The following is an 18979-nucleotide window of genomic DNA, read 5'->3' on the forward strand; positions in this document are numbered from 1 at the left end:
GGGGTGGTCCGATCTGATCGGACCACCCCGTCGTCGTCGTTCAGGCCGCGAAGCCGCCGAACCCGCCCCGATAGAACAGCAGCGGCCTGCCGTCCTCGGCCGCCCGCAGGTCACCGATCCGGGCCAGCACCACCGTGTGATCGCCCGCGTCGTGCTCGAGCTCCACGCTCACCTCGATATGGGCCAGCGCCCCGGCGAGCGCGGGCGCGCCGTTGCCCGCGCGATCCCACTCGACACCGGCGAACTTGTCGGCGCCGCTCACCGCGAACTGACGGCACAGCGCGCTCTGCTCCTCGGCCAGGATGTTGATGCACAGGGCGCCCGCCTCGCGCAGCAGCGGCCAGCTGGTGGAACTCTTGGCCGGGCAGAACGACACATACGGCGGGTCCAGCGACACCGACACCACCGACTGACAGGTGAAACCGAGCGGTCGCGTCCCGTCGTGGGCGGCGATCACCGCGACGCCGGTCGCGAAGTGACCGAGCACTCTGCGCAGCTCTGCGGGTGCTGGGATACCTGCGTCGAGGGCGACGTTGTCTGCATTCATAGGGGTCCTCCCGAACGGAACTCGATGCCCCCACGATCCGGGGTCAGCGGTGCGCGGCTCAAGACGTTCTCCCGGTCAGCGGTTGTCGGCGGGTAAATGGTGGTACGCGCGGTTGCTAACATTCAGCGATGGCTACCCCCGACCCCGATCCCGGCGTGCCCAATCTGCCGCCGACCAGCTGGGCGGTGCTCGCCATGCTCTCCTACGAGGAGGAAGTCTCCGGCTACGACCTGAAGAAGTGGGCCGACTGGAGTCTGCGCTACTTCTACTGGACCCCGTCCTACAGCCAGATCTACGCCGAACTGAAGAAGCTCGAGAACCACGGGTTCGCGAGCTCGCGGCTCGACCACGACAACGCCATGCGGGGCAAACGGCTGTACCAGATCACCGATTCCGGGCGCGCGGCCGTCACCGCGTGGTGGAACAAGGCGCCGGTCGACGCCTCGGTGCTCAAACACCATGTGCTGCTGCGCGTCATGTTCGGCCATCTCGGCTCCCCGGACCGGATCAAGCAGATCCTGCGCGACCACATCGCCGACGTCGAGGAACTCGAGCAGCGGGCCGCGATCGACGCCGAGGCGGCGAAGTCCGAACCGGGCTGGGCCTATTCGCAGCTCGTGCTGCAGTGGGCGCAGCGCCACTACACGGCCGAACGTGAACTCGCCCAGCAGTTGATCGACGACATCGACAACGCGGCCACCGTCCTGGCAGGCGCCGAACACGACGACCGCGCCGACTACCCCCATCCGACGCCGGGGCGCTGGCGCGAGATCGAACAGCGCGTGCGCGAAGAAGAGGGCATGCAGCACGACCCGGCCGACCACTGAGCCGGCCGGGCCGTCGCGGCGATCACGCCATGACGCGCCCGCTGACGCCCATGCCTCCGTCCGGGCGGCGTAGCGGGTCGCGACCATAGCCCTCGGCTACGCGAAGTTGTCGTTCGAGGAACGTCCGCTACGCCGGACCGAGCACGTCGCGCACCATCGCCCAGACCTCGGTGCGGGCGGTCTGGGTGGCGGCCAGGGACGGAATGGTGAGGAAGCCGTGGAACAGCCCGTTGTAGCGGCGATGTCGCACCGCGACGCCGTCACCGGCCAGCCGTTGCGCGTAGGCGTCCCCGGCCGAGCAGGGCGGGTCGAGTTCGGCGGTGACCACCACCGCGGGCGGTAGGCCGGCCAGCGAGGATGCCTTGGTCGGCACGAGGCGCACGTCGTCGGTGCCGTGCGGTGCGTAGTTCTGCCAGTACCACCGCATGGCGCTGGTCGTGTTGTAGTGCCCGGTGCCGAACCGCTGATAGGACTCGGTCTCGAAATCGTCGTCGATCACCGGATAGATCAGAATCTGCGCCGCGATCTCGGGACCACCACCGTCCCTGATCGCGATGGCCACGGTGGCCGCGAGATTGCCGCCCGCACTGTCGCCGGCCAGCGCGATCCTGGCCGGATCACCGCCGTACGCGCCCGCGTTCTCAGCGGCCCAGCGCAGCGCGGCAAGCATGTCGTCGTGAGCGGCAGGGGCAGGATGCTCCGGTGCGAGCCGGTAATCGACCGAGATCACCACCGCACCGACTCCCACCGCCATCGAACGGCAGAACTCGTCATGACTGTCGAGATCACAGAACACGAATCCGCCACCATGCGCGAACACGATCACCGGCAGCGCGGCGCCCTCGTGATGCGGCCGGAACACGCGCAGCGGCAAGGGCCCGCCGGGCCCGTCGATGGTGAGGTCGCGCGCCTCCCGCATATCGGGAAGACGTTGCAGCGGAGCACGTCTGGCGCGGATCGCGGCCCGCACCTCGGCGGCCTCCATCGTGGCGACATCAGGGAACCCGGCGTCGAGCGCGGCAAGCATCGCCGCAACTTCCGGATCGCGAACGGCGCCGGGGCCTGTGGTCGGGAAAACTCGTGCAGTCATGCAGGTCACGGTAAGTTCGGGCCGCGTGGCCGGAACCGCGTTCTCCCGCTGGGCGGAAACACCTGGCTGGTGTCAACCGCAGCAACTCGCGCCGGAGGCGACGGCTTTCTGCTTGGCGTCGGTGCCGCAGCAGGCGCCCTCGGCCTCGGCTTCGGCACTGGTGCCGCAGCACACGTCGACCGCTTCGGCGTCGGTGGGGCCGAGTTCGGCTGCGGTGCCGAAGGTTTCGCTGTCGGCCAGCACCGTGTAGACCTCCCACCGTTCGGCGCCGGGGCCGGTCACCCACACCTTGTCCTGGGTGGCGAAGCAACACGTGGTCGCGATCTGCTCCTCGGTGAACAGGCCCGCTTCGGAGAGCCGGGCGATCTCGCCGTGGACCTGTTCGGAGGTTTCGACCTCGACGCCGAGGTGGTTGATGGATCCGCCCTGGCCCGCGTTCTCGATCAGGACGAGCTTGAGCGGGGGCTCGGTGATCGCGAAGTTGGCGTAGCCGGGCTTGCGCTTGGCGGGTTCGGCGTTGAACAGGGTCGAGTAGAACCGCACGGCGGTGTCGAGGTCGTCGACGTTGAGGGCGAGCTGGATGCGAGACATGATCGAACCTCCACTTGTGTGACATATATCGAAGAACTTCTGATGCTGAGTCTGCTCACCTTTTCGACATATGTCAATACCGCGGGTAGTCTCGATTTCATGCCCAAGGCGCTACCTGTGATCGATATGTCCGCCCCGGTCTGTTGCGCGCCCGTCGCGGCGGGACCGGTCGACGACGCCGCTGCCCTCGAGGTGGCGTTGCGGCTCAAGGCGATCGCCGACCCGGTCCGGGTCAAGCTGCTGTCGCTGCTGCTGACCACCCCGCTCGGCGAACGCAACGGCGGCGACCTGGCCGCCGCGGTAGGCCTCGGCGAGTCCACGGTGTCGCATCACCTCGGCCAGCTCCGCAAGGCCGGGCTCGTCGAGTCCGAGCGGCGCGGGATGAACACCTTCCACCGCGCCCGCCGCGACGCTCTGTCCGCGTTGTGCACTGTCCTCGATCCCAACTGCTGCAGCTGACCATGATTTCCCCAGCTCAGGGCGATTGGGTGCCGGACGCGTGCACCCTGCCGACCGTGGAACAACCGATCCGGGTCGCCGAGTTCGACCGATTCTTCGCCGAGTCGGTGCACGGGATGGGCCGGGCGGGCTGATGGCCGAACTGGCACATCGGGTCGTGGGCACCCCACCCAGAACCGCGTTCTCCCGCTAGGCGGAAATACCAGGTCGAGACCCGTCGATGGGTGCCTACCGTCGGCGCATGAACACTGCGAAGGTCTTTGTGATCGATACCGTGGTGACGAAACCTGGTCGGGCCAGGGATTTCGTCGACGCCTATCTGCGGGAGTACGCGCCGGGGGCGCGTGAGCGGGGGATGACACTCGAGCGGATTGTGGTGAGTCCGCCGGTGTGGTTTCCCGACGAGTCGAACACCGTCATCGCGACGTGGGTGCTCGACGGGGCCGCGGGGTGGTGGGAGATGACGTGGCGGGGGCGGTCGGATCCGGCGGTGCGGCAGTGGTGGGCTGGGGTGGACGAGCTGGTCGTTCATCGCACGCGGTCGACCGGGGCCGAGGCCACCGATATCGAGAGGCTCGGCAATGTTTGATGTTGTTCGGCTGGTGCATCTTTCAGCTGCGGGCGGTTCGGACACCGAGCAGCTGATGATCGAACTGCGCGCGGCGGCGGCCGGGGTGGCGCGGCGGGTGCTGGTCCAGCCCACTCTGCCGGGGGTGCGCAATGGCGGAGACGTGTTGGTGCACCTGCGATTCGACGAGGCGGCCGACTGGTCCGGCTGTGCGCCGCGGGTGGACGCGGTGCTCGCGGACCCGCTCGTGACCCACGTCGACGGTGCCGAATATGAGGGCGGTGTCGGTGGTTTCGCCGAGCCGCGCGCACCGGGATCGGTGTATCGGGTCCTGCTGCTGAGGGTCGCGCCGGGGACCGCGCCCGCGACGGTCGACCGCTTCGAGGCCGACCTGTTGCGGATGCCCGGCTACATCCCGACGATGCGGTCCTGGCAGCTGAGCCGGGTGATCCGCGGGATCGGGTCCGCGCCGTGGACGCATGTCTGGGAGCAGGAGTTCACCGATCTCGACGGGCTCGACGGGCCCTATCTGATGCACCCGGTGCACTGGGCGCACGTCGACCGGTGGTTCGATCCCGAATGCCCGGACGTGATCGTGCACGACCGCATCTGCCACAGCTTCTGCGCGAACAAGCTCGCCTGATGCCGGTCGCCGCCCGCTTCCCGCCGGGCGGCGTACCGAGGTCACGCGTAGCGGGGCGCGCGGTGGTCGGTGGCGACCCGGGGGCCGACGCCCAGCGGGCGCGGATGCTGCTGCAGGGTCGGGCGGACCCGCACCCGGCCGTCGTCGACGTGGCGCCAGATATTGAGCGCTGTCGTGCGGATCGGTGCCGAGAGGCGGTGGTCGAACACCATGCGATCCACCGGCCCGCACACCGACACCGCGGCCACGGCGGACTCGCCGAGATCGCCGATCGGGGCGGCGATGCAGCCGAAGCCGGCCAGCGATTCCTCCCGCTCGACCGCGATGCCGTGCGCTCGCACCTTGTTCAGCTCGGCGTCGAGCTGGGCCCGGCTGGTCAGCGAGTACTTGGTGCGGGCAGCGGCCTGGCCGGTGACGACCTCGGCGAGGCGGCGCTCGTCGGAGTAGGCCAGGATCGCCTTGCCGACCGCCGTACAGTGCGCGGGCCGCCTGCCGCCGACCCGGGTCGGGACCGCGGCGGACAGATCGCCGCCGACCTTGTCCAGGTACACGACGTCGGGACCGTCGAGGACGGCCAGGTGCACGACGAACCCGGTCACCCGGTGCAGCTCGTGCAGGAACGGCATCGCCGCGCGATGCAGCCGGTCCTGGTGCACGGCCAGCGACCCGAGCTCCATCAGCCGGATGCCCAGCTCGTAGTCGCGGCCCTCGCGGCGCAGCCAGCGCAGCTGCACGAGCCGCTCCAGCATGCGATGCGCCGAGGACCGGGGTAGGCCGGTCCGGCGCACGATCTGGGCGAGGGTGAGCCTGCCCGGGCCGTCGAAGGCGTCGAGCAGCAGGGACGCGCGATCGAGGATCGCGCTGGGGGTGGTGGCTTCGGTCTGGATGACCATGGAGCGCTCCATTTCGGATCTACGAGCTGATGCCCACTCGCATATTTCGATTAGGCATATACCTATTGATACCATCCCGTGTGTTGGTTGTCACATGAATCTTGAATATGCGTGCAACGACGACGGCCCCCGTGCCGAGCGGAGTGCTCGGCACGGGGGCCGTCGAAGGGCTGTGCGCGGTTACATGGCAGCCAGCGGCTCGCTGCCGGACCAGTCGTGGCCCCAGTAGCTGTCGGCGGTGATTTCCTCAGCGGTGTAGTAGGTCTCGTCGACCTTCATGCCTTCGGTGCCGAACTCGATGTCCCAGCCGCCGGGCGCGCGGACGTAGAACGACACCATCTTGTCGTTGGTGTGCCTGCCCAGCGTCGAGGACACCGAGAAACCGTCCTTGGTGACGCGGTCCAGCGCCTGGCCGACGGCGTCGAGGGTGTCGACCTCCACCATGATGTGCACCAGACCCGGCGCGCCACCGTGCGGCGCGGGGCACAGCGCGAGGCTGTGGTGGCGCTCGTTGACGCCGAGGAATCGCACCCGCATCGGCCCGAACTCCGGCGGCGCCGGGATACGGAACGCGCCACGCGGCAGGAACCCGAGCACGTCGGTGTAGAAGCCGAACGCGCCGTTGGGGTCCATGGTCGGCAGGACCACATGGCCGAGGCCCTGGGCGCCGGTGACGAACTTCGCGCCGAACGGCGTCACGACCGGGCTGTGGTCGAGCACCGCGCCGTGGAAGATCTCGAGCGTCGCGCCGGTCGGGTCCTGGAAGGTGATGACCTCCTCGACCCGGCGCGCGTCGGCCTCCTCGACCGAGAGCGGCTTGACGGCGATGCCGGCGGCCGTCACGGCCTCCTGCACGCGGACCAGGGCCGCGTGGTCGCGCACCTCCCAGCCGATGGTCACGACGGCGTCGGTGTCACCGGGCACGACCGTGATGCGTGCCGCGCGCTCGTCCATCCGCAGGTACAGCGCGTTCTCGTCCGGCCCGCTGCCCTCGGCGAAGCCGAGCACGTCGAACGCGAAGGTGCGCCACCGGTCCATGTCGGCGGTCTGGATCTTGACGTAGCCGAGGCCTTTGATGTCTGTCATTTCCGTTGTCCTTCTTGGTATTCGGGTCAGATCATCGAGCGGAGGTTGTCCGCGGGCTCGAGACCGAGGGAGCTGATGGCCGAGGCGTGGTAGACCGTGCTCGGCACGTGGATGGCGTGGGCGAGGCCGACGTGCGCGTCGCGCCAGTAGCGCTGCAGCGGCTTGTCGGTCCGCATGGCATTGCCGCCGGAGCGGGCGAAGATCTGGTCGACGGCCGACACCGCGCGCCAGGCCGCGCGGACCTGGGTGCGCCGGACCGCGGCCCGCTCGGCGAAGGTGATCTCCTTGCCCGCGTCGACCGCGTCGAAGATCTTGTCGGCGTTGGCCAGCAGTTCCTGGCGGGCGGCATTGATGTCGGCGGCGGCCTCGCCGATGGCGAACAGCACGTACGGGTCGTCCTTGACCGCGGTGCCCTGGGCGCCGACCCGGTCGCGCTGGTAGTCCAGGTGCGCGGCCAGCGCGCCCTCGGCGATGCCGACCACCGCGGAGCTGATGCCCAGCGGGAACATCGTCGACCACGGCATCTTGTAGAGCGTCTCGGTGACGCCGTACTCCTTCTGCGCGGTGCCGTCGATGACGTGGTCGCCGTTCATCACCCGGTAGTCGGGCACGAAGGCGTCCTTGACGATGATGTCCTTGGACCCGGTGCCCTTGAGGCCCACCACATTCCAGGAGTCCTCGACGATGGTGTAGTCCTGGCGCGGCAGGATCATGTGCAGCATGGTCGGCGGCAGCGCCATCGAGCCGTCGGGGTTGCCGAGCATGGCGCCGAGGAAGATCCAGTCGCAGTGGTCGGTGCCGGAGCTGAACTGCCAGCGGCCGTTGAAGATGTAGCCGCCGTCGACCGGGCGGGCGATGCCGGTCGGCGCGTAGGGCGAGGCCATCCAGGTGTCGTGGTCGTCGGCCCACACCTCGTCCTGCACCTTCGGATCGGCGAAGGCCAGCTGCCACGGGTGCACGCCGACGATGCCGGCGATCCAGCCACTGGCCGGATCCAGCGCCGCGGTGGCCATCACCGTCTCGGCGAACTCGCGCGGATGCGCCTCGTACCCGCTGTACTTCTTGGGCTGCAGCAGGCGGATCGGGCCCGCCGACTTCAGCAGCTGCGCCGTGGCGTCGGGCAGCTGCCCGAGCCGCTCGGCCTCCGGGGCCTGATCGCGCAGCTGGTCCGCGATCGCGGCGATGTTGTCGAGAACCTTGGTCATCGCAGGTGGTGCTTTCTGTTCGGGGTGGTGTCGGTCAGGACATGGTGTTGATGACGGCGCCGCGGGCGATGTTGTCGGCCACCTCGGCCTCCCAGCTGGTCACCGCGCGCTCGGTGTCGATCTCGAACTCGAACCGCGTGGTCATGTCGTCGGTGACGTCCTCGACGTCGACGTAGAACTGCTTGTACCAGCGTCGCAGCTGATAGACCGGTCCGTCTTCCTCCGAGAGCAGCGGGTTGTCGATCGGCGCCTTGTTCTTCCAGATCGCGACGTCCTGCTCGAAGCCGTACTCGACGCCCTGCGCGAACTGGGCGGCCATCGCGTTTGCGTCCTCGTCGGACATGCCCTGCGGCTTCTTGACCATCGCGCCGTACTGCAACACGAACGAGTTCTCGCTGACGGGGTAGTGGCAGTTGATCAGCACCGTCTCGATCGTCATGCCGTTGGCCTCGCTCCAGAGCCAGTCGATCATGTACGACGGGCCGAAATACGAGGCGTCCGACCGCAGGGTGGAGTTCGGGTCGTCGTAGCTGGTGCCGACCTCGATGTCGTGACGCGGCGTCGAGCGCATGTACTGGGTGGCGACCTGACCCTCGAAGACGTTCTTGAAGTAGCGCGGGAAGGCGTAGTGCACGTAGAAGAAGTGCGCCATGTCCACGACGTTGTCGACGATCTCGCGGCAGTGCGAGCCCTCGATCAGCATCGAGTTCCAGGTCCAGTCGGTCCACTCGTCGGTGCCGTAGCCCTCGATCTCGGGGATGGTCACCTCGTCGGTGGGCTTGCTGCCCTGCGGGTCGTGCCAGACATAGAGCTGGCCGTTGCGCTCGAGGGTCGGCCACGAGCGGGTCTTGGCCAGCGGGGGCACCCGGCGGGCGTAGGGGATGGCGGTGCACTTGCCGTTGCCACCCCAGCGCCAGTCGTGGAACGGGCAGGCGATCGAGTCGCCCTTGATGGTGCCCTGCGCCAGGTTGCCGCCCATATGGCGGCAGAATCCGTCGAGCACGTGCAACGCGCCGTCGGATTCGGACTGGAACACCACCAGGGTGGTGCCGAAGGCCTTCACCTCGTGCGGCTTGCCATCGCGGAACGACGAGAGCAGGCCGAGGCAGTGCCAGCCGCGCGCGAAGCGGGTCGGCGCGGCAGCGGCCTCGATCTGACGGTAGTCGGCGGTGGCGTCCAGTGATCGGCCGTTCGGCGAGTTCTCCGGCATCGAAACCTCCATGTATCGGACGGAGTGGGGATGAGCTGTGCTGATGGTCACGCCGCGAGGGGGTCGCCGGGCTGACGTGTTCCCGGTCAGCGGACATGTTTTCGGCGCGGGCGGCCGGTCTCCCGATCAGCGGGAGAGGAACCGATCACAGCCCGCGGGCCGCCATAGCGTGGCGGCACCTGCAGGACGAGAGGAATGATGATGGGTAACGTCGCGGTGGTTCTGGAGACCGATGCCATCCGGTTGTTCGCCGAGGCGGCGCGCTCCCACAATCCGGCCTACCGGCTCGCCGACCGGCCGGTGGTCCCGCCGACCTTCCTGCCCGCCGACGGATTCGGCGCCGCGGCCGGCGAACGGGCGGAGACCGATCACCGGTTCTTCGGCCCGCCGCCGCGGGCGGGAGACCAGCTGACCGCGATCCGCTCGATCGCGGGCGACCCGGTGGACAAGCCCGCTGTCACGGCCGCGGAGTCGCTGACCCGCTACTTCGACCGCACCGGCGGCCTGGTCGCCGAATCCTGGGCCGCCGCCGGGCCCGTGGCAGGCGAACCGGCCTCGCCGCAGGCGGCCGCGCTGCTGGCCACCTATGCCACCGACTGGCTCGGCGCGGAGAACATCCGCCGTTTTCGCACCAGGGTGGTGCGGCCGCTGCCGCCCGGCGACGTCATGACCTGCTCGGGGCATGTCACGCAAAGCTATGTGCAGGACGGTGAATCGCGCGTCGACGTCACCCTGTCCGGGGCCGACGCCGCGGGCGAGGTCGTCGTCCGGGCGTGGGCGACCTTCGCCGGCGACTGACCTACCCGCTCCTCCGGTAAATCCGCTGATTCCGCACCGCGAGCCGCCCGGCAATGGTGTGGTGTTCATAGTGCACATCGACGTTCGGAGGTAGTAGGACATGACGCGACGCTACGAGGGCAAGGTCGCCTTCATCACCGGCGCGGCCCGCGGTCAGGGCAGGGCCGAGGCGGTTCGCTTCGCGGAGGAAGGCGCCGACATCATCGCGATCGACGCCTGCGCGGACTTCGCCAGCACCAGCTACGCGGGCGCCACGGAAGCGGACCTGGCCGAGACCGTTCGCCTCGTCGAGGCGGCCGGGGGCAAGATCGCCGCGAGCAAGGTCGACGTCCGTGATTTCGCCGCGCTCTCGGCGGCGCTGGCGGCCGGGATCGAGCAGTTCGGCAGGCTCGACGTCGTCGTCGCGAACGCCGGTATCTGTTCGGCCGCGATGTCCTGGGAGATCACCGCCGAGCAGTGGCAGGAGACGATCGATGTCAATCTGACCGGCGTCTTCCACACCGCGAAAGCCGCGATTCCGCACCTGATCGAGCAGGGTGAGGGTGGCGCGATGGTGTTCATCAGCTCGGTGGCCGGGCTCAAGGGCATTCCGTTCACTGGCCACTACGTCGCCACCAAGCACGCCATCACCGGCCTGGCCAAGACGATGGCCAACGAACTCGGCGAGCACAAGATCCGGGTCAACACCCTGCACCCGGCCGGAGTGGCCACCGGCATGCAGATGGCGGAGATGGGCCCGCTGTTCGAGAAGCACGCGGCCACCCTGTCGCCGATCTTCATGAACGCGCTGCCCACCTACCTCACCGAGCCCGAGGAGATCGCCGCCGCGGTGGCGTGGCTGTGCTCGGACGAGGCCGGGCAGGTCACCGGCGCGCAGATCCCGGTGGACATGGGCAACCTGAACCGCTGACCCCGCCTGGATTGGTATTTTTATACCGGCTCAACTAGGCTGGTATGAAAATACCAACTGGAGGCGTGATGGTGGAGCTGAAGTCACCCGCGGAGATCGAGCGGATGCGGGTGACCGGCCGGTTCGTGGCCGATGTGCTGGCAGGCGTGCACGCGAATGCCGTCGTCGGCGTGAACCTGCTCGAGCTGGAAATGTATGTGCGGGAACGGATCCGCGAGCGCGGCGCGGTGTCGTGCTACTGGGACTATGCGCCCTCGTTCGGTCGCGGGCCGTTCCGCAACACCGTGTGCCTTGCGGTCAACGACGCTGTGCTGCACGGCCTTCCGCACGACTATGCCCTGCGTGACGGCGATGTGCTCACCGCCGACCTGGCTGTCACCATCGACGGCTGGGCCGCCGACTCCGCGGTGACCACCATCGTCGGCACGCCGGACCCGGCCGATGAGCGGCTGGTCCAGGCGACCGAAGAGGCGCTGGCGGCCGGGATCGCGGCCGCCCAGCCCGGCGGCCACATCGGTGACATCTCCGCCGCTATCGCGGCGGTCGCGCACGGCTACGGCTATCCGGTCAACACCGAGTTCGGTGGACACGGCATCGGCCGGACCATGCATGAGGATCCGCACGTCGCCAACGCGGGCAGGGCTGGTCGCGGCTTCCGCTTGCGTCCCGGTCTCACCGTGGCGATCGAGCCCTGGTTCGCGGCGAGCACCGCGAAGGTCGTGACCGATGCCGACGGGTGGACGATTCGCTCCGCCGACGGATCGCGGTGCGCGCACAGCGAGCACACGATCGCGATCACCGCCGACGGGCCGAGCGTTCTCACCCTCCGCGACTGAGCCGAAAACCCCTGCGGGTCAGGCGGATTCGGCGACCTGCTCGGCGCGATAGACCTCGGCGAGCTCGGTCAGCGGGAGCGACAGCGCCTCTGCGAGGCCGACGACGGTGCCGAAGGCGGGGGAGGGCAGGCGGCCGGATTCGATCTTGCGCAGCGTCTCCGGGGAGATACCCGCCGCGTGGGCGACCTCGGTGAGGTCACGCTCGCCGCGCGCGGAACGCAGGCAGCGCCCGAGGCGACGGCCTGCTTCGACCTGGGCCGGGCTGAGAGGGAGGCGCACCATGGATCCGAGCGTAGGTGGGGTATTTAAATACCGCAACCCGCGGACGGGCCGGTGATCACCGACCCGTCCATGGGGTTCAGTGCGCGGTGCCGCCGGTGGCGGGTGTGCGGCCGTGTCGCATGATCACGGCCAGGACCAGGGCCACCGCTGCCGCGGCGCCGCAGACCCAGAAGCCCAGCTCGTAGCCGCGATCGGCGAAGACGTCCGGAATCGGCGCCGGTGGTTGTGCTTGCCCGCCGACGCTGACCAGCGCGGTCATGCCGTTGGCGTGCAGGAACGCCGTGACGATAGCCAGGCCGACGGCCACACCCATCGACTGCATGACGCCGAGCATGCCCAGGCTGACGCCCTGCTGCTCCTGCGGGACGGCCTCCACCATGAGAATCGGCATGGCCGCGTAGTAGAAGCCGAAACCGATGCTGAACACGGCGTTCACGAGCAGGAACACCGTGCTGGTGTGCGGGAGCACGGCGAAGGCCACGGCCGAGCCGACGAAGATCGCCAGGGCGATGACGAGGGGGATCCTGGCGCCGACGCGGCGCGCGATCGCACCGGCGAGGGCGCCGCAGACCATGGTGACCACGGCGCCGAGCAGGGCGATGCGCAGCGCGAACTCCAGCAGGGTGTAGCCGCTGCCGTAGGTGTAGCCGGGGTCGAGGGTCACCTGGACGGCTTCGGCGGGCAGTGGCTGACCGGTCGCGGCCTGCACCTTGGCGAGAATGCCCTGTTGCGCGCCCGCGGTGACGGTCGCCTCGTCGGGAGTCTGTGACATGTAGGCGATGGCGTAGGAGACGACGCCGATCTGCAACGAGGCGAACAGCGCGCCGGCCAGCACCAGCGCGACGCGCGGGTGGAACAGCAGTTTCATGTCCATGATCGGTTGCGCGACACGGGTTTCCACCAGGACGAACAGGATCAGCAGGACGACGCCGGTGATCACCCAGGCCAGGGTCGTCGGCTCGGCCCATCCCCAATCGTGGCCCTTGTCGACGTAGATCAGGATCAGCGCGGCGCCGCCGGAGAGCAGCAGGGCACCGACGATGTCGATCCGCTCGCGCACCCGCAGCTTGGACTCCGGCACCACGAAGTACACCAGCGGCAGCATCACCAGGGTGAACGCGGCCAGGCACCAGAAGATCGCGCGCCAGCTGTAGTTGTCGACGAGGAAGCCGCCGAGCAGCGGGCCCGCGATGGCGGACACGCCGAGGCCGGTCGCGGTGACGCCGAGGCCGAGTGGGACGTACTTGCGCGGCATCAGGTCCCGGATCAGGCCGTAGGCGATGACCGCGGTCGCGATGGCCGTGGCCTGCAGGCAGCGGCCGAGCAGGAAGATGCCCCAGTTCGAGGTGGTCGCGTCGAGGACGCAGCCGATCACGAACAGCACGCCGCAGATGAGGAACATCCGCTTCTTGCCCCAGACATCGCTCATCTTGCCGATGAGTGGGGACGCGGCCGCGCCGATCAGGCCGAAAACGATGATGGCCCAGTTGATGTTCGCGCCGACGCCGGGGAAGGTCGGGGAGATCTTCTGTAGTGCCGCCGAGACGATCGTGTACTGCATCGGGGCGATCTCGGTGAACAGCACGATGACCGCCAGGACGGTGAAGATTCGGGCGCGGGATGCGCCGTCGAGTCGTCCGGTGTCGTTGGCCTTGTCGAGTTCGGGGCCCTCTGACGTGGGTGGATCTTGGGGAATGGTGGACATTGCCACGCTCCGTTGGTCGGGAACTTCGTTCGAAATGGAGTGGAATGCGTGCGCTCCGGTGTGATGTAGATCGCACACCTTCCGCCACGGAGTATGTGACCTAGCGAGCGTTAGGTTGGTGTTATTTCGCGTTTGTCCCGCTCAGTGGGTCGTCAATTCGGCGGGGTGGGTGTGGTGGCGAAACGGGGGAAGACCGATCGGTTTGCCCGGCGGTTGCGAATCCGGCTGTGCTGCAGGATGATCCAGATTCGGTCGATCTGGTGTTATGCGACATAGCCATGGCGCATCATGGGTGGGTATCGCGCTGATCCCGGGGCAGGTCGGGTCGGCAAGTCGGAGGGAAGTCCCATGAAGTTCAAGCAGTTGCTGGCTGCCGGTGTACTCACCGTGGCAGCGACCGGCATCGCAGCGGCCACCGCGCACGGCGCCCCCCTCGCAGGCCCCGGGGTGGCCGGTGTCGACGGCGCCGTCGCCTATACCGCGGCGGTCGCCCCGGACGGGTCGGCGGCGACCGTGGCACTGACGGCGGGCACGTTCGAGCTCACGCCCGACGCCGGGGTCGCCGTGCTGGCGCCCGACGGGAGCCGGGTCGGCTTCATCCCGACGACCGTGCAGACCGTGGCCGGGCCCGCGGTGCAGGTGATTCCCGAGGTCGACGCCGCGGCGACGACGCTCACCCTCACCCCGGTCGGCGCGCCCACACCGAATCCGGTGGCGCTGCAGAACATCGACCAGACCGGCAATATCGTCGCGGGCATCGCGATCGGCTGTGTCGTCGGCGCGCTGATCGGGTTGATCTTCCTGTTCGTCAGCGCCATTCCCGGCTGTGTGATCGGGGCGGTGATCGGCGGGATCATCGGCGCGAACCAGTAGTCACCGGCGTGTGACGGGTGGTGGGGATCCACCCGTCGCTCCGTCCTGACCGGCTCGAATGTTGTTGTTCCGCAGAGTCGGTCAGGACGGCTGCTGGGCCGCGAAAGCGCCGTCGACGAGGACCGCGACGGTGGGATCGGCGTCGAGTTCTGTCGCGAGGGCGACATCGTCGGCGAAGCCGATGGCGGTGAGCTCACGGCCGGACGCGCAGGTGGCGATCAGGGCGGGAACGTCCGACAGCGACGTGAAAGTGGTTGCCGCGGACAGTGCTTCAGGGGAAGGGGCGGTGGCGCCGCGGTCGAGGAGCGCAGCGGCGAGCGCGCCCGCACCGAGCCAATCCTCCAGGGCGGGCCGTGCCACCTCGCTACCCGGCCAGTGCTCGCCCGCCGCGATGATCGCGATCGGCTGGGTGGGTGTGCCCCAGTTCCTGGCGATCAGCCACTCCGCGACGGCGCGGTAGTTACGCAGGCACGCCGCGACCACGGTCGCCTCGGAGACACCGGCCGCGATGGCAGAACCGTTGGGGGAGGGCAGAACCAGGCGCTCGGTGAACGGCGCGCGGCGAATCGCGGCGGGCGACAGCGACCAGGGCTGCGCGGCACTGACCTGACGCCTCCCGACAGCAAGCGCCGCATCGTGCCGGTCGGCGAACTCCCGCGCCGACTCGTCCCGCCACCGATACGGAAACACCGCCGTGCCCGCCCCGACCGCCACCGACACCGAGGTGGTGAACGACAACACGTCGACCACCACCACACACACAGCCCCCACCCCGATCGCGGCGGCCCCCGCCCGCCCCCACTCCACTCTGATCCCGAACCCCCGCTGCTGCGACCACTCCGGCGCCGAGCGCACACGAACCTCGCTCACCGCGGGAGGGGTGGGGTCAGGTCGATGGTGGCGGGTGGGCGGAGGCGGCGGAGAGTGCCGTCGATGCTGGTGACGAAAAGGGCCCAGGTGTCACCGTCGGGGGCGATGCGGGCGGACGTGGGGCCGATCGGGGGGCGTTCCGGGACCAGGCCGCGCGGGGTGGTCCAGCCGGTGGCGATGGCGCACCAGTGGCCGGTGGTGGTGTCTACCTGGTAGACGCTGCCGGAGAAGTCGCCTGCGACGAAGGCCAGGCCGGAGGCGGTGGCGTCGAGGTCGTCGAGGCCGGGGAAGAGGCCGTCGGGCACGGTGGTCACGGTGGTGGGGGTGTGTGGTGCGTCGAGGGGTATGCGCTGGATCTGGGAGGTGGCTATGTCATCGGTGAAGATCGCTCGGCGGTCGGGGGTGAGGGCCAGGCCGTTGGGGCGGGGGACCGGGGACCAGGCGAGGGTGAATTCGCCGGTGGCGGGGCGGTATCGGCTGATGCCGACCGGTGGCCACGGGATCGACAGCTGGGAGATGAGCAGGTCGCCGTCGGGGAGCAGGAGCAGGCCGTTGGGCTGGACAAGGTCGGGCAGCAGGACGGTGACTTCGCCGGTCGGGAGGTGGAGTTGACGGAGGGTGCCGCCGCCCTGGGGTGTGGTGCCGTCGCCGGTGATGAAATAGAGGATGTCGCCGGACAATCGGAGCCCGGCGGGGGCGTCGAGGCCGGTGAGGATCGTGGTGACCTTGCCTGCGTCGTCGACGTGCAGGAGTTCGCCTTCGACGATGCCGGTGACATAGAAGCCGCCCGCGCCGTCGTATTCGAGGTTCTCCAGGCCGCCGAGATCGGCGGCGATGACGTCGGCCTGCCAGCCCTGCGCGCACCCAGCCTCGGCCTGTGCCGGGGCGATCGGGCCGAGGCTGGACAGTGCGACAGCGGCGAGAGTGGTTGCGAGACAGCGGATCACCTGCGGGCCGGAGCGTCGGTGCATGGCTGAAGCCTAACCGCCGCCCGGCTCCGGGGCGCGCTAGCCGGGAGTGGTGGCGCTGAGCCAGGTCGCGAGGACCTCGGAGGCGGCAGCGTCGGTGGATAGGTCGGCGTGCTCTTCCGTGGTGAGCTCGACGGACTCGAGTTCGGCCTTCCAGTGGGCGAGCCGATCGGGGTCCGCTGCCGCGACGGCGAGTTCGGCGAGTGCCGCGTAGGCGCGGACCCGGTCGACAGACGACGCGGTGGCACCGAAACGATGCAGACCCGCTTCCAGGGCGCGGGTCGCCGACCGATCGTCGTTCTTGAAATCGCGCAGGATGCGGGCATTGTCGAGCACCCGCGCCAGACCGTCGAGCTCGCGCGAGCCGCCGTACTCGAGCTCCATCGGCTCGTCGCGCTGAATCACGAGCAGGGTGTTGCCGACCGGATCGACCAGGGAGAACCGGGACTGGCCCGGCCGGAACCGGGTGATCCGCGGACAGCCCTTGGCCGGGATCTTCCCGTAGTGCGCGCGCAACGCCGCCGTGTACTCGGCGTGGCGGGCGGCGACGTCGTCGACCATCACCAGCGCCCCCACATGCTCGGCGGGCAGTTCGATCCCGGGCGGCGCGTCCGCGAAATGCAGCGCGCACCCGTGTCCCTCGACCGCGCCGTAGACATAGGGCCGGGTCTGCTCGTAGGTGACGGTGTAGCCGAGCGCCCGGTAGAAGTCGAGAGTGCTCGGCAGGTCGCCGCTCCACAGCATCGGCACTGCGGTGTCTGTCATCGGTAGCCCTTCCGGAGAGTGAGTCGTCCGGATCCGAGGTTAGGAAGACTTTCGCGAGAACGCCCATACCTCGTTCGGCGGCTAGGCTGCGGGCATGACGAACAGTCTCGGCGAACTGCAGACCGCGAACTTCGTGCTGCTCACCACCTTCCGCAAAGACGGCTCACCGGTCGGCACGCCCGTCTGGGCCGTCGCCAACGACGACAAACTGTTCGTCTGGACGGTCACCGACAGCTGGAAGGTGAAGCGGATCCGCCGCAATCCCGAGGTAACGCTGCAACCCTGCGACGCGCGCGGCAAGGCGCACGGTGCCATCACCGGCGGCACCGCGCGGCTGCTCGACGCCACCGAGACCGAGCAGGTGCGTTCCTGGCTGCGCCGCAAGTACTGGCTGACCGGCCCGCTGGTCATCCTCGCCAGCAACCTGCGCCGCGGGAAGGCGGGCACCATCGGCATCGAGATCACACCGGCCTGACCCCGGGTTACCCCGAACCAATATCCAGTACCGACGGTATCGGATACCGTGGGCCCAGCGGACACTTCCGAAGGGACTCACATGGCCGAGAAACGCACCCGCGCCGTCGTCGTCGGGGGCGCGCGCACCCCGTTCGTGCGCGCGTTCACCGACTTCACCCGCCTCGACAGCATCGCCCTCGCCGGTGCGGCGGTCCGGGGTCTGCTCGAGCGCACCGGTATCGCGCCCGGCGAGATCCAGTCCATCATCTGGGGTGGGGTCATCCTGCCGAGCCATGCGCCGAACATCGCGCGGGAGGTGGCGCTCGACCTGAACCTGGACTTCGGGTGCGAGGGCTACACGGTGACCAGGGCGTGCGCGTCGGGCCTGCAGGCTGTCACCTCGGCGGCGGCGGCGATCGAACGCGGCGAATACGACATCATGATCGCCGGTGGCAGCGATTCCACCAGCAATGCCGAGATCAAACTCCCGCAGCATGTCGTGCACGCGGTGGCGCCGGTGGCCCTGGGCAAACCGAAGCCCAAGGACTACCTCGACGTGGTCCGCCAACTCGCGCCGTTCACCGACATCCTGCCGCGCCAGCCGAAGATCTCCGAGCGCACCACCGGTGAGGTGATGGGCGAGTCGGCGGAGAAGATGGCCAGGATCAACGGCATCAGCCGCGCCGACCAGGACGAGTTCGCCGCCCGCTCGCACCATCGTGCCGCGGCCGCCATCGCGTCGGGCCGTTTCGACGACGAGGTCGTGCCGGTGACGACGCCGTCGGGCACGCGGATCGACACCGACGGGCTGGTCCGCGCGAACACCAGCGTCGACAAGCTCGCCACCCTGAATCCGGTGTTCGCGAAGGGCGGCACGGTCACCGCGGGCAATGCCAGCCCGCTCACCGACGGCGCCTCCGCGGTGCTGCTCATGAGCGAGGAGAAGGCGCGAGCTCTGGGGTTCACGCCGCTGGCGGCGATCCGTTCGTGGAGCTTCGTCAGCGTCGACCCGGCCGACCAGGTTCTCCTCGGCCCCGCCATCTCGATGCCGCGTGCTCTCGACAAGGCGGGCCTGACGCTGGCCGATATCGACCTCGTCGACATCCACGAGGCGTTCGCCGCGCAGACCCTGTCGGTGTTGCGCATGCTGGAGAGCCCGGAATGGGCCAAGACCAGGCTCGACCGGGACGAGGCCGTCGGCTCGGTCGACATCGACAAGCTCAACGTGCACGGCGGGTCGATCTCGCTCGGCCACCCCTTCGGTGCGACTGGCGCCCGGATGGTGACGACCATGGCCAACGAGCTGGCGCGCACCGGAAAAGAGACCGCGCTGCTCGGCATCTGCGCCGCGGGCGGGATCGGCGCCTCGGCGGTGCTCGAGCGCGTGTGAAACGGAT

General features: G+C 69.0%; 23 protein-coding genes. 11 read left to right on the forward strand and 12 right to left on the reverse strand.

Going from position 1 to position 18979, the window contains the following annotated elements:
* Positions 1-40 precede the first annotated feature (40 nt).
* The gene (locus ACWF9G_RS29350; RefSeq protein ID WP_452519272.1) at positions 41-547 is read right to left on the reverse strand and encodes a flavin reductase family protein; all 507 of its coding nucleotides are present in this window, start codon (positions 545-547) and stop codon (positions 41-43) included.
* 128 nt (positions 548-675) lie between these two features.
* Here ACWF9G_RS29350 and ACWF9G_RS29355 point away from each other — a divergent pair, with 128 nt between their 5' ends.
* Positions 676-1374, forward strand: coding sequence for a PadR family transcriptional regulator (locus ACWF9G_RS29355; RefSeq protein WP_379311452.1), 699 nt, complete (start codon positions 676-678; stop codon positions 1372-1374).
* 127 nt (positions 1375-1501) lie between these two features.
* Here the strand turns inward: ACWF9G_RS29355 and ACWF9G_RS29360 are convergent, their stop codons facing one another.
* Positions 1502-2464: an alpha/beta hydrolase gene (locus ACWF9G_RS29360; RefSeq protein ID WP_452519274.1), complete on the reverse strand. Its 963-nt coding sequence runs from the start codon at positions 2462-2464 to the stop codon at positions 1502-1504.
* Positions 2465-2536: 72 nt separating this feature from the next.
* Positions 2537-3055: an ArsI/CadI family heavy metal resistance metalloenzyme gene (locus ACWF9G_RS29365; protein ID WP_452519276.1), complete on the reverse strand. Its 519-nt coding sequence runs from the start codon at positions 3053-3055 to the stop codon at positions 2537-2539.
* A gap of 99 nt (positions 3056-3154) precedes the next feature.
* Here ACWF9G_RS29365 and ACWF9G_RS29370 point away from each other — a divergent pair, with 99 nt between their 5' ends.
* The 4 genes from ACWF9G_RS29370 to ACWF9G_RS29385 all read left to right on the forward strand — a co-directional run bounded on the left by ACWF9G_RS29370 (position 3155) and on the right by ACWF9G_RS29385 (position 4725).
* The gene (locus tag ACWF9G_RS29370; RefSeq protein WP_189022831.1) at positions 3155-3514 is read left to right on the forward strand and encodes an Rv2640c family ArsR-like transcriptional regulator; all 360 of its coding nucleotides are present in this window, start codon (positions 3155-3157) and stop codon (positions 3512-3514) included.
* A 2-nt stretch (positions 3515-3516) separates the two neighbouring features.
* Positions 3517-3648, forward strand: coding sequence for a hypothetical protein (locus ACWF9G_RS29375; protein WP_452519278.1), 132 nt, complete (start codon positions 3517-3519; stop codon positions 3646-3648).
* Positions 3649-3755: 107 nt separating this feature from the next.
* On the forward strand, positions 3756-4103 hold the full coding sequence (locus ACWF9G_RS29380; RefSeq protein WP_379311456.1) for a hypothetical protein: 348 nt from the start codon (positions 3756-3758) through the stop codon (positions 4101-4103).
* Positions 4096-4725, forward strand: a complete 630-nt coding sequence (locus ACWF9G_RS29385; protein ID WP_452519280.1) for a Dabb family protein — start codon at positions 4096-4098, stop codon at positions 4723-4725. Before ACWF9G_RS29380 ends, ACWF9G_RS29385 begins: the two co-directional genes overlap by 8 nt.
* 41 nt (positions 4726-4766) lie before the next feature.
* Here ACWF9G_RS29385 and ACWF9G_RS29390 read toward each other — a convergent pair whose 3' ends face one another.
* The 4 genes from ACWF9G_RS29390 to ACWF9G_RS29405 all read right to left on the reverse strand — a co-directional run bounded on the left by ACWF9G_RS29390 (position 4767) and on the right by ACWF9G_RS29405 (position 9119).
* Positions 4767-5618 carry an IclR family transcriptional regulator gene (locus tag ACWF9G_RS29390; protein WP_379311458.1) on the reverse strand — a complete coding sequence of 284 codons (852 nt, stop codon included), beginning with the start codon at positions 5616-5618 and terminating at the stop codon, positions 4767-4769.
* 180 nt (positions 5619-5798) lie between these two features.
* Positions 5799-6704 (reverse strand): biphenyl-2,3-diol 1,2-dioxygenase, encoded by a 906-nt coding sequence (gene bphC / locus ACWF9G_RS29395; RefSeq protein WP_379311113.1) that lies wholly within the window; start codon positions 6702-6704, stop codon positions 5799-5801.
* Positions 6705-6730: 26 nt separating this feature from the next.
* On the reverse strand, positions 6731-7909 hold the full coding sequence (locus ACWF9G_RS29400) for an acyl-CoA dehydrogenase family protein (RefSeq protein WP_379311114.1): 1179 nt from the start codon (positions 7907-7909) through the stop codon (positions 6731-6733).
* Between the two features lie 34 nt (positions 7910-7943).
* Positions 7944-9119 carry a Rieske 2Fe-2S domain-containing protein gene (locus ACWF9G_RS29405; RefSeq protein WP_452519282.1) on the reverse strand — a complete coding sequence of 392 codons (1176 nt, stop codon included), beginning with the start codon at positions 9117-9119 and terminating at the stop codon, positions 7944-7946.
* 195 nt (positions 9120-9314) lie between these two features.
* On the opposite strand from ACWF9G_RS29405, the gene ACWF9G_RS29410 reads away from it, so the two are divergent.
* The 3 genes from ACWF9G_RS29410 (at position 9315) to map (ending at position 11663) form a co-directional block, all read left to right on the forward strand.
* A complete protein-coding gene (locus ACWF9G_RS29410) occupies positions 9315-9917 on the forward strand; it encodes a hypothetical protein (protein WP_452519284.1) in 603 nt (200 codons plus the stop codon).
* A gap of 100 nt (positions 9918-10017) precedes the next feature.
* Positions 10018-10827: a mycofactocin-coupled SDR family oxidoreductase gene (locus ACWF9G_RS29415; RefSeq protein ID WP_452519286.1), complete on the forward strand. Its 810-nt coding sequence runs from the start codon at positions 10018-10020 to the stop codon at positions 10825-10827.
* 68 nt (positions 10828-10895) lie between these two features.
* Positions 10896-11663 carry a type I methionyl aminopeptidase gene (map, locus tag ACWF9G_RS29420; protein WP_452519288.1) on the forward strand — a complete coding sequence of 256 codons (768 nt, stop codon included), beginning with the start codon at positions 10896-10898 and terminating at the stop codon, positions 11661-11663.
* A gap of 18 nt (positions 11664-11681) precedes the next feature.
* On the opposite strand, the gene ACWF9G_RS29425 is transcribed toward map, so the two are convergent.
* Both ACWF9G_RS29425 and ACWF9G_RS29430 read right to left on the reverse strand, forming a co-directional pair.
* The gene (locus ACWF9G_RS29425) at positions 11682-11945 is read right to left on the reverse strand and encodes a helix-turn-helix domain-containing protein (RefSeq protein WP_379036624.1); all 264 of its coding nucleotides are present in this window, start codon (positions 11943-11945) and stop codon (positions 11682-11684) included.
* A gap of 76 nt (positions 11946-12021) precedes the next feature.
* Positions 12022-13650, reverse strand: coding sequence for an MFS transporter (locus ACWF9G_RS29430; protein WP_452519289.1), 1629 nt, complete (start codon positions 13648-13650; stop codon positions 12022-12024).
* 348 nt (positions 13651-13998) lie between these two features.
* Between ACWF9G_RS29430 and ACWF9G_RS29435 the strand changes: the two genes are divergently transcribed.
* Positions 13999-14523, forward strand: coding sequence for a hypothetical protein (locus tag ACWF9G_RS29435; protein ID WP_452519291.1), 525 nt, complete (start codon positions 13999-14001; stop codon positions 14521-14523).
* A gap of 81 nt (positions 14524-14604) precedes the next feature.
* On the opposite strand, the gene ACWF9G_RS29440 is transcribed toward ACWF9G_RS29435, so the two are convergent.
* From ACWF9G_RS29440 to ACWF9G_RS29450, 3 genes are read right to left on the reverse strand one after another with little or no spacing between them, the layout of a single operon-like run.
* Positions 14605-15393 carry a 2-phosphosulfolactate phosphatase gene (locus tag ACWF9G_RS29440; protein WP_452519293.1) on the reverse strand — a complete coding sequence of 263 codons (789 nt, stop codon included), beginning with the start codon at positions 15391-15393 and terminating at the stop codon, positions 14605-14607.
* The gene (locus ACWF9G_RS29445) at positions 15390-16364 is read right to left on the reverse strand and encodes an SMP-30/gluconolactonase/LRE family protein (protein ID WP_452519295.1); all 975 of its coding nucleotides are present in this window, start codon (positions 16362-16364) and stop codon (positions 15390-15392) included. Before ACWF9G_RS29445 ends, ACWF9G_RS29440 begins: the two co-directional genes overlap by 4 nt.
* Before the next feature lie 36 nt (positions 16365-16400).
* Positions 16401-17126 (reverse strand): glyoxalase, encoded by a 726-nt coding sequence (locus ACWF9G_RS29450; protein ID WP_452519297.1) that lies wholly within the window; start codon positions 17124-17126, stop codon positions 16401-16403.
* A gap of 94 nt (positions 17127-17220) precedes the next feature.
* Here ACWF9G_RS29450 and ACWF9G_RS29455 point away from each other — a divergent pair, with 94 nt between their 5' ends.
* A complete protein-coding gene (locus ACWF9G_RS29455; protein WP_452519299.1) occupies positions 17221-17601 on the forward strand; it encodes a PPOX class F420-dependent oxidoreductase in 381 nt (126 codons plus the stop codon).
* A gap of 81 nt (positions 17602-17682) precedes the next feature.
* Positions 17683-18972 carry an acetyl-CoA C-acyltransferase gene (locus ACWF9G_RS29460; protein WP_452519300.1) on the forward strand — a complete coding sequence of 430 codons (1290 nt, stop codon included), beginning with the start codon at positions 17683-17685 and terminating at the stop codon, positions 18970-18972.
* The last annotated feature ends 7 nt before the right edge of the window (positions 18973-18979 follow it).

It is taken from the genome of Nocardia sp. NPDC055029 (assembly GCF_053608525.1).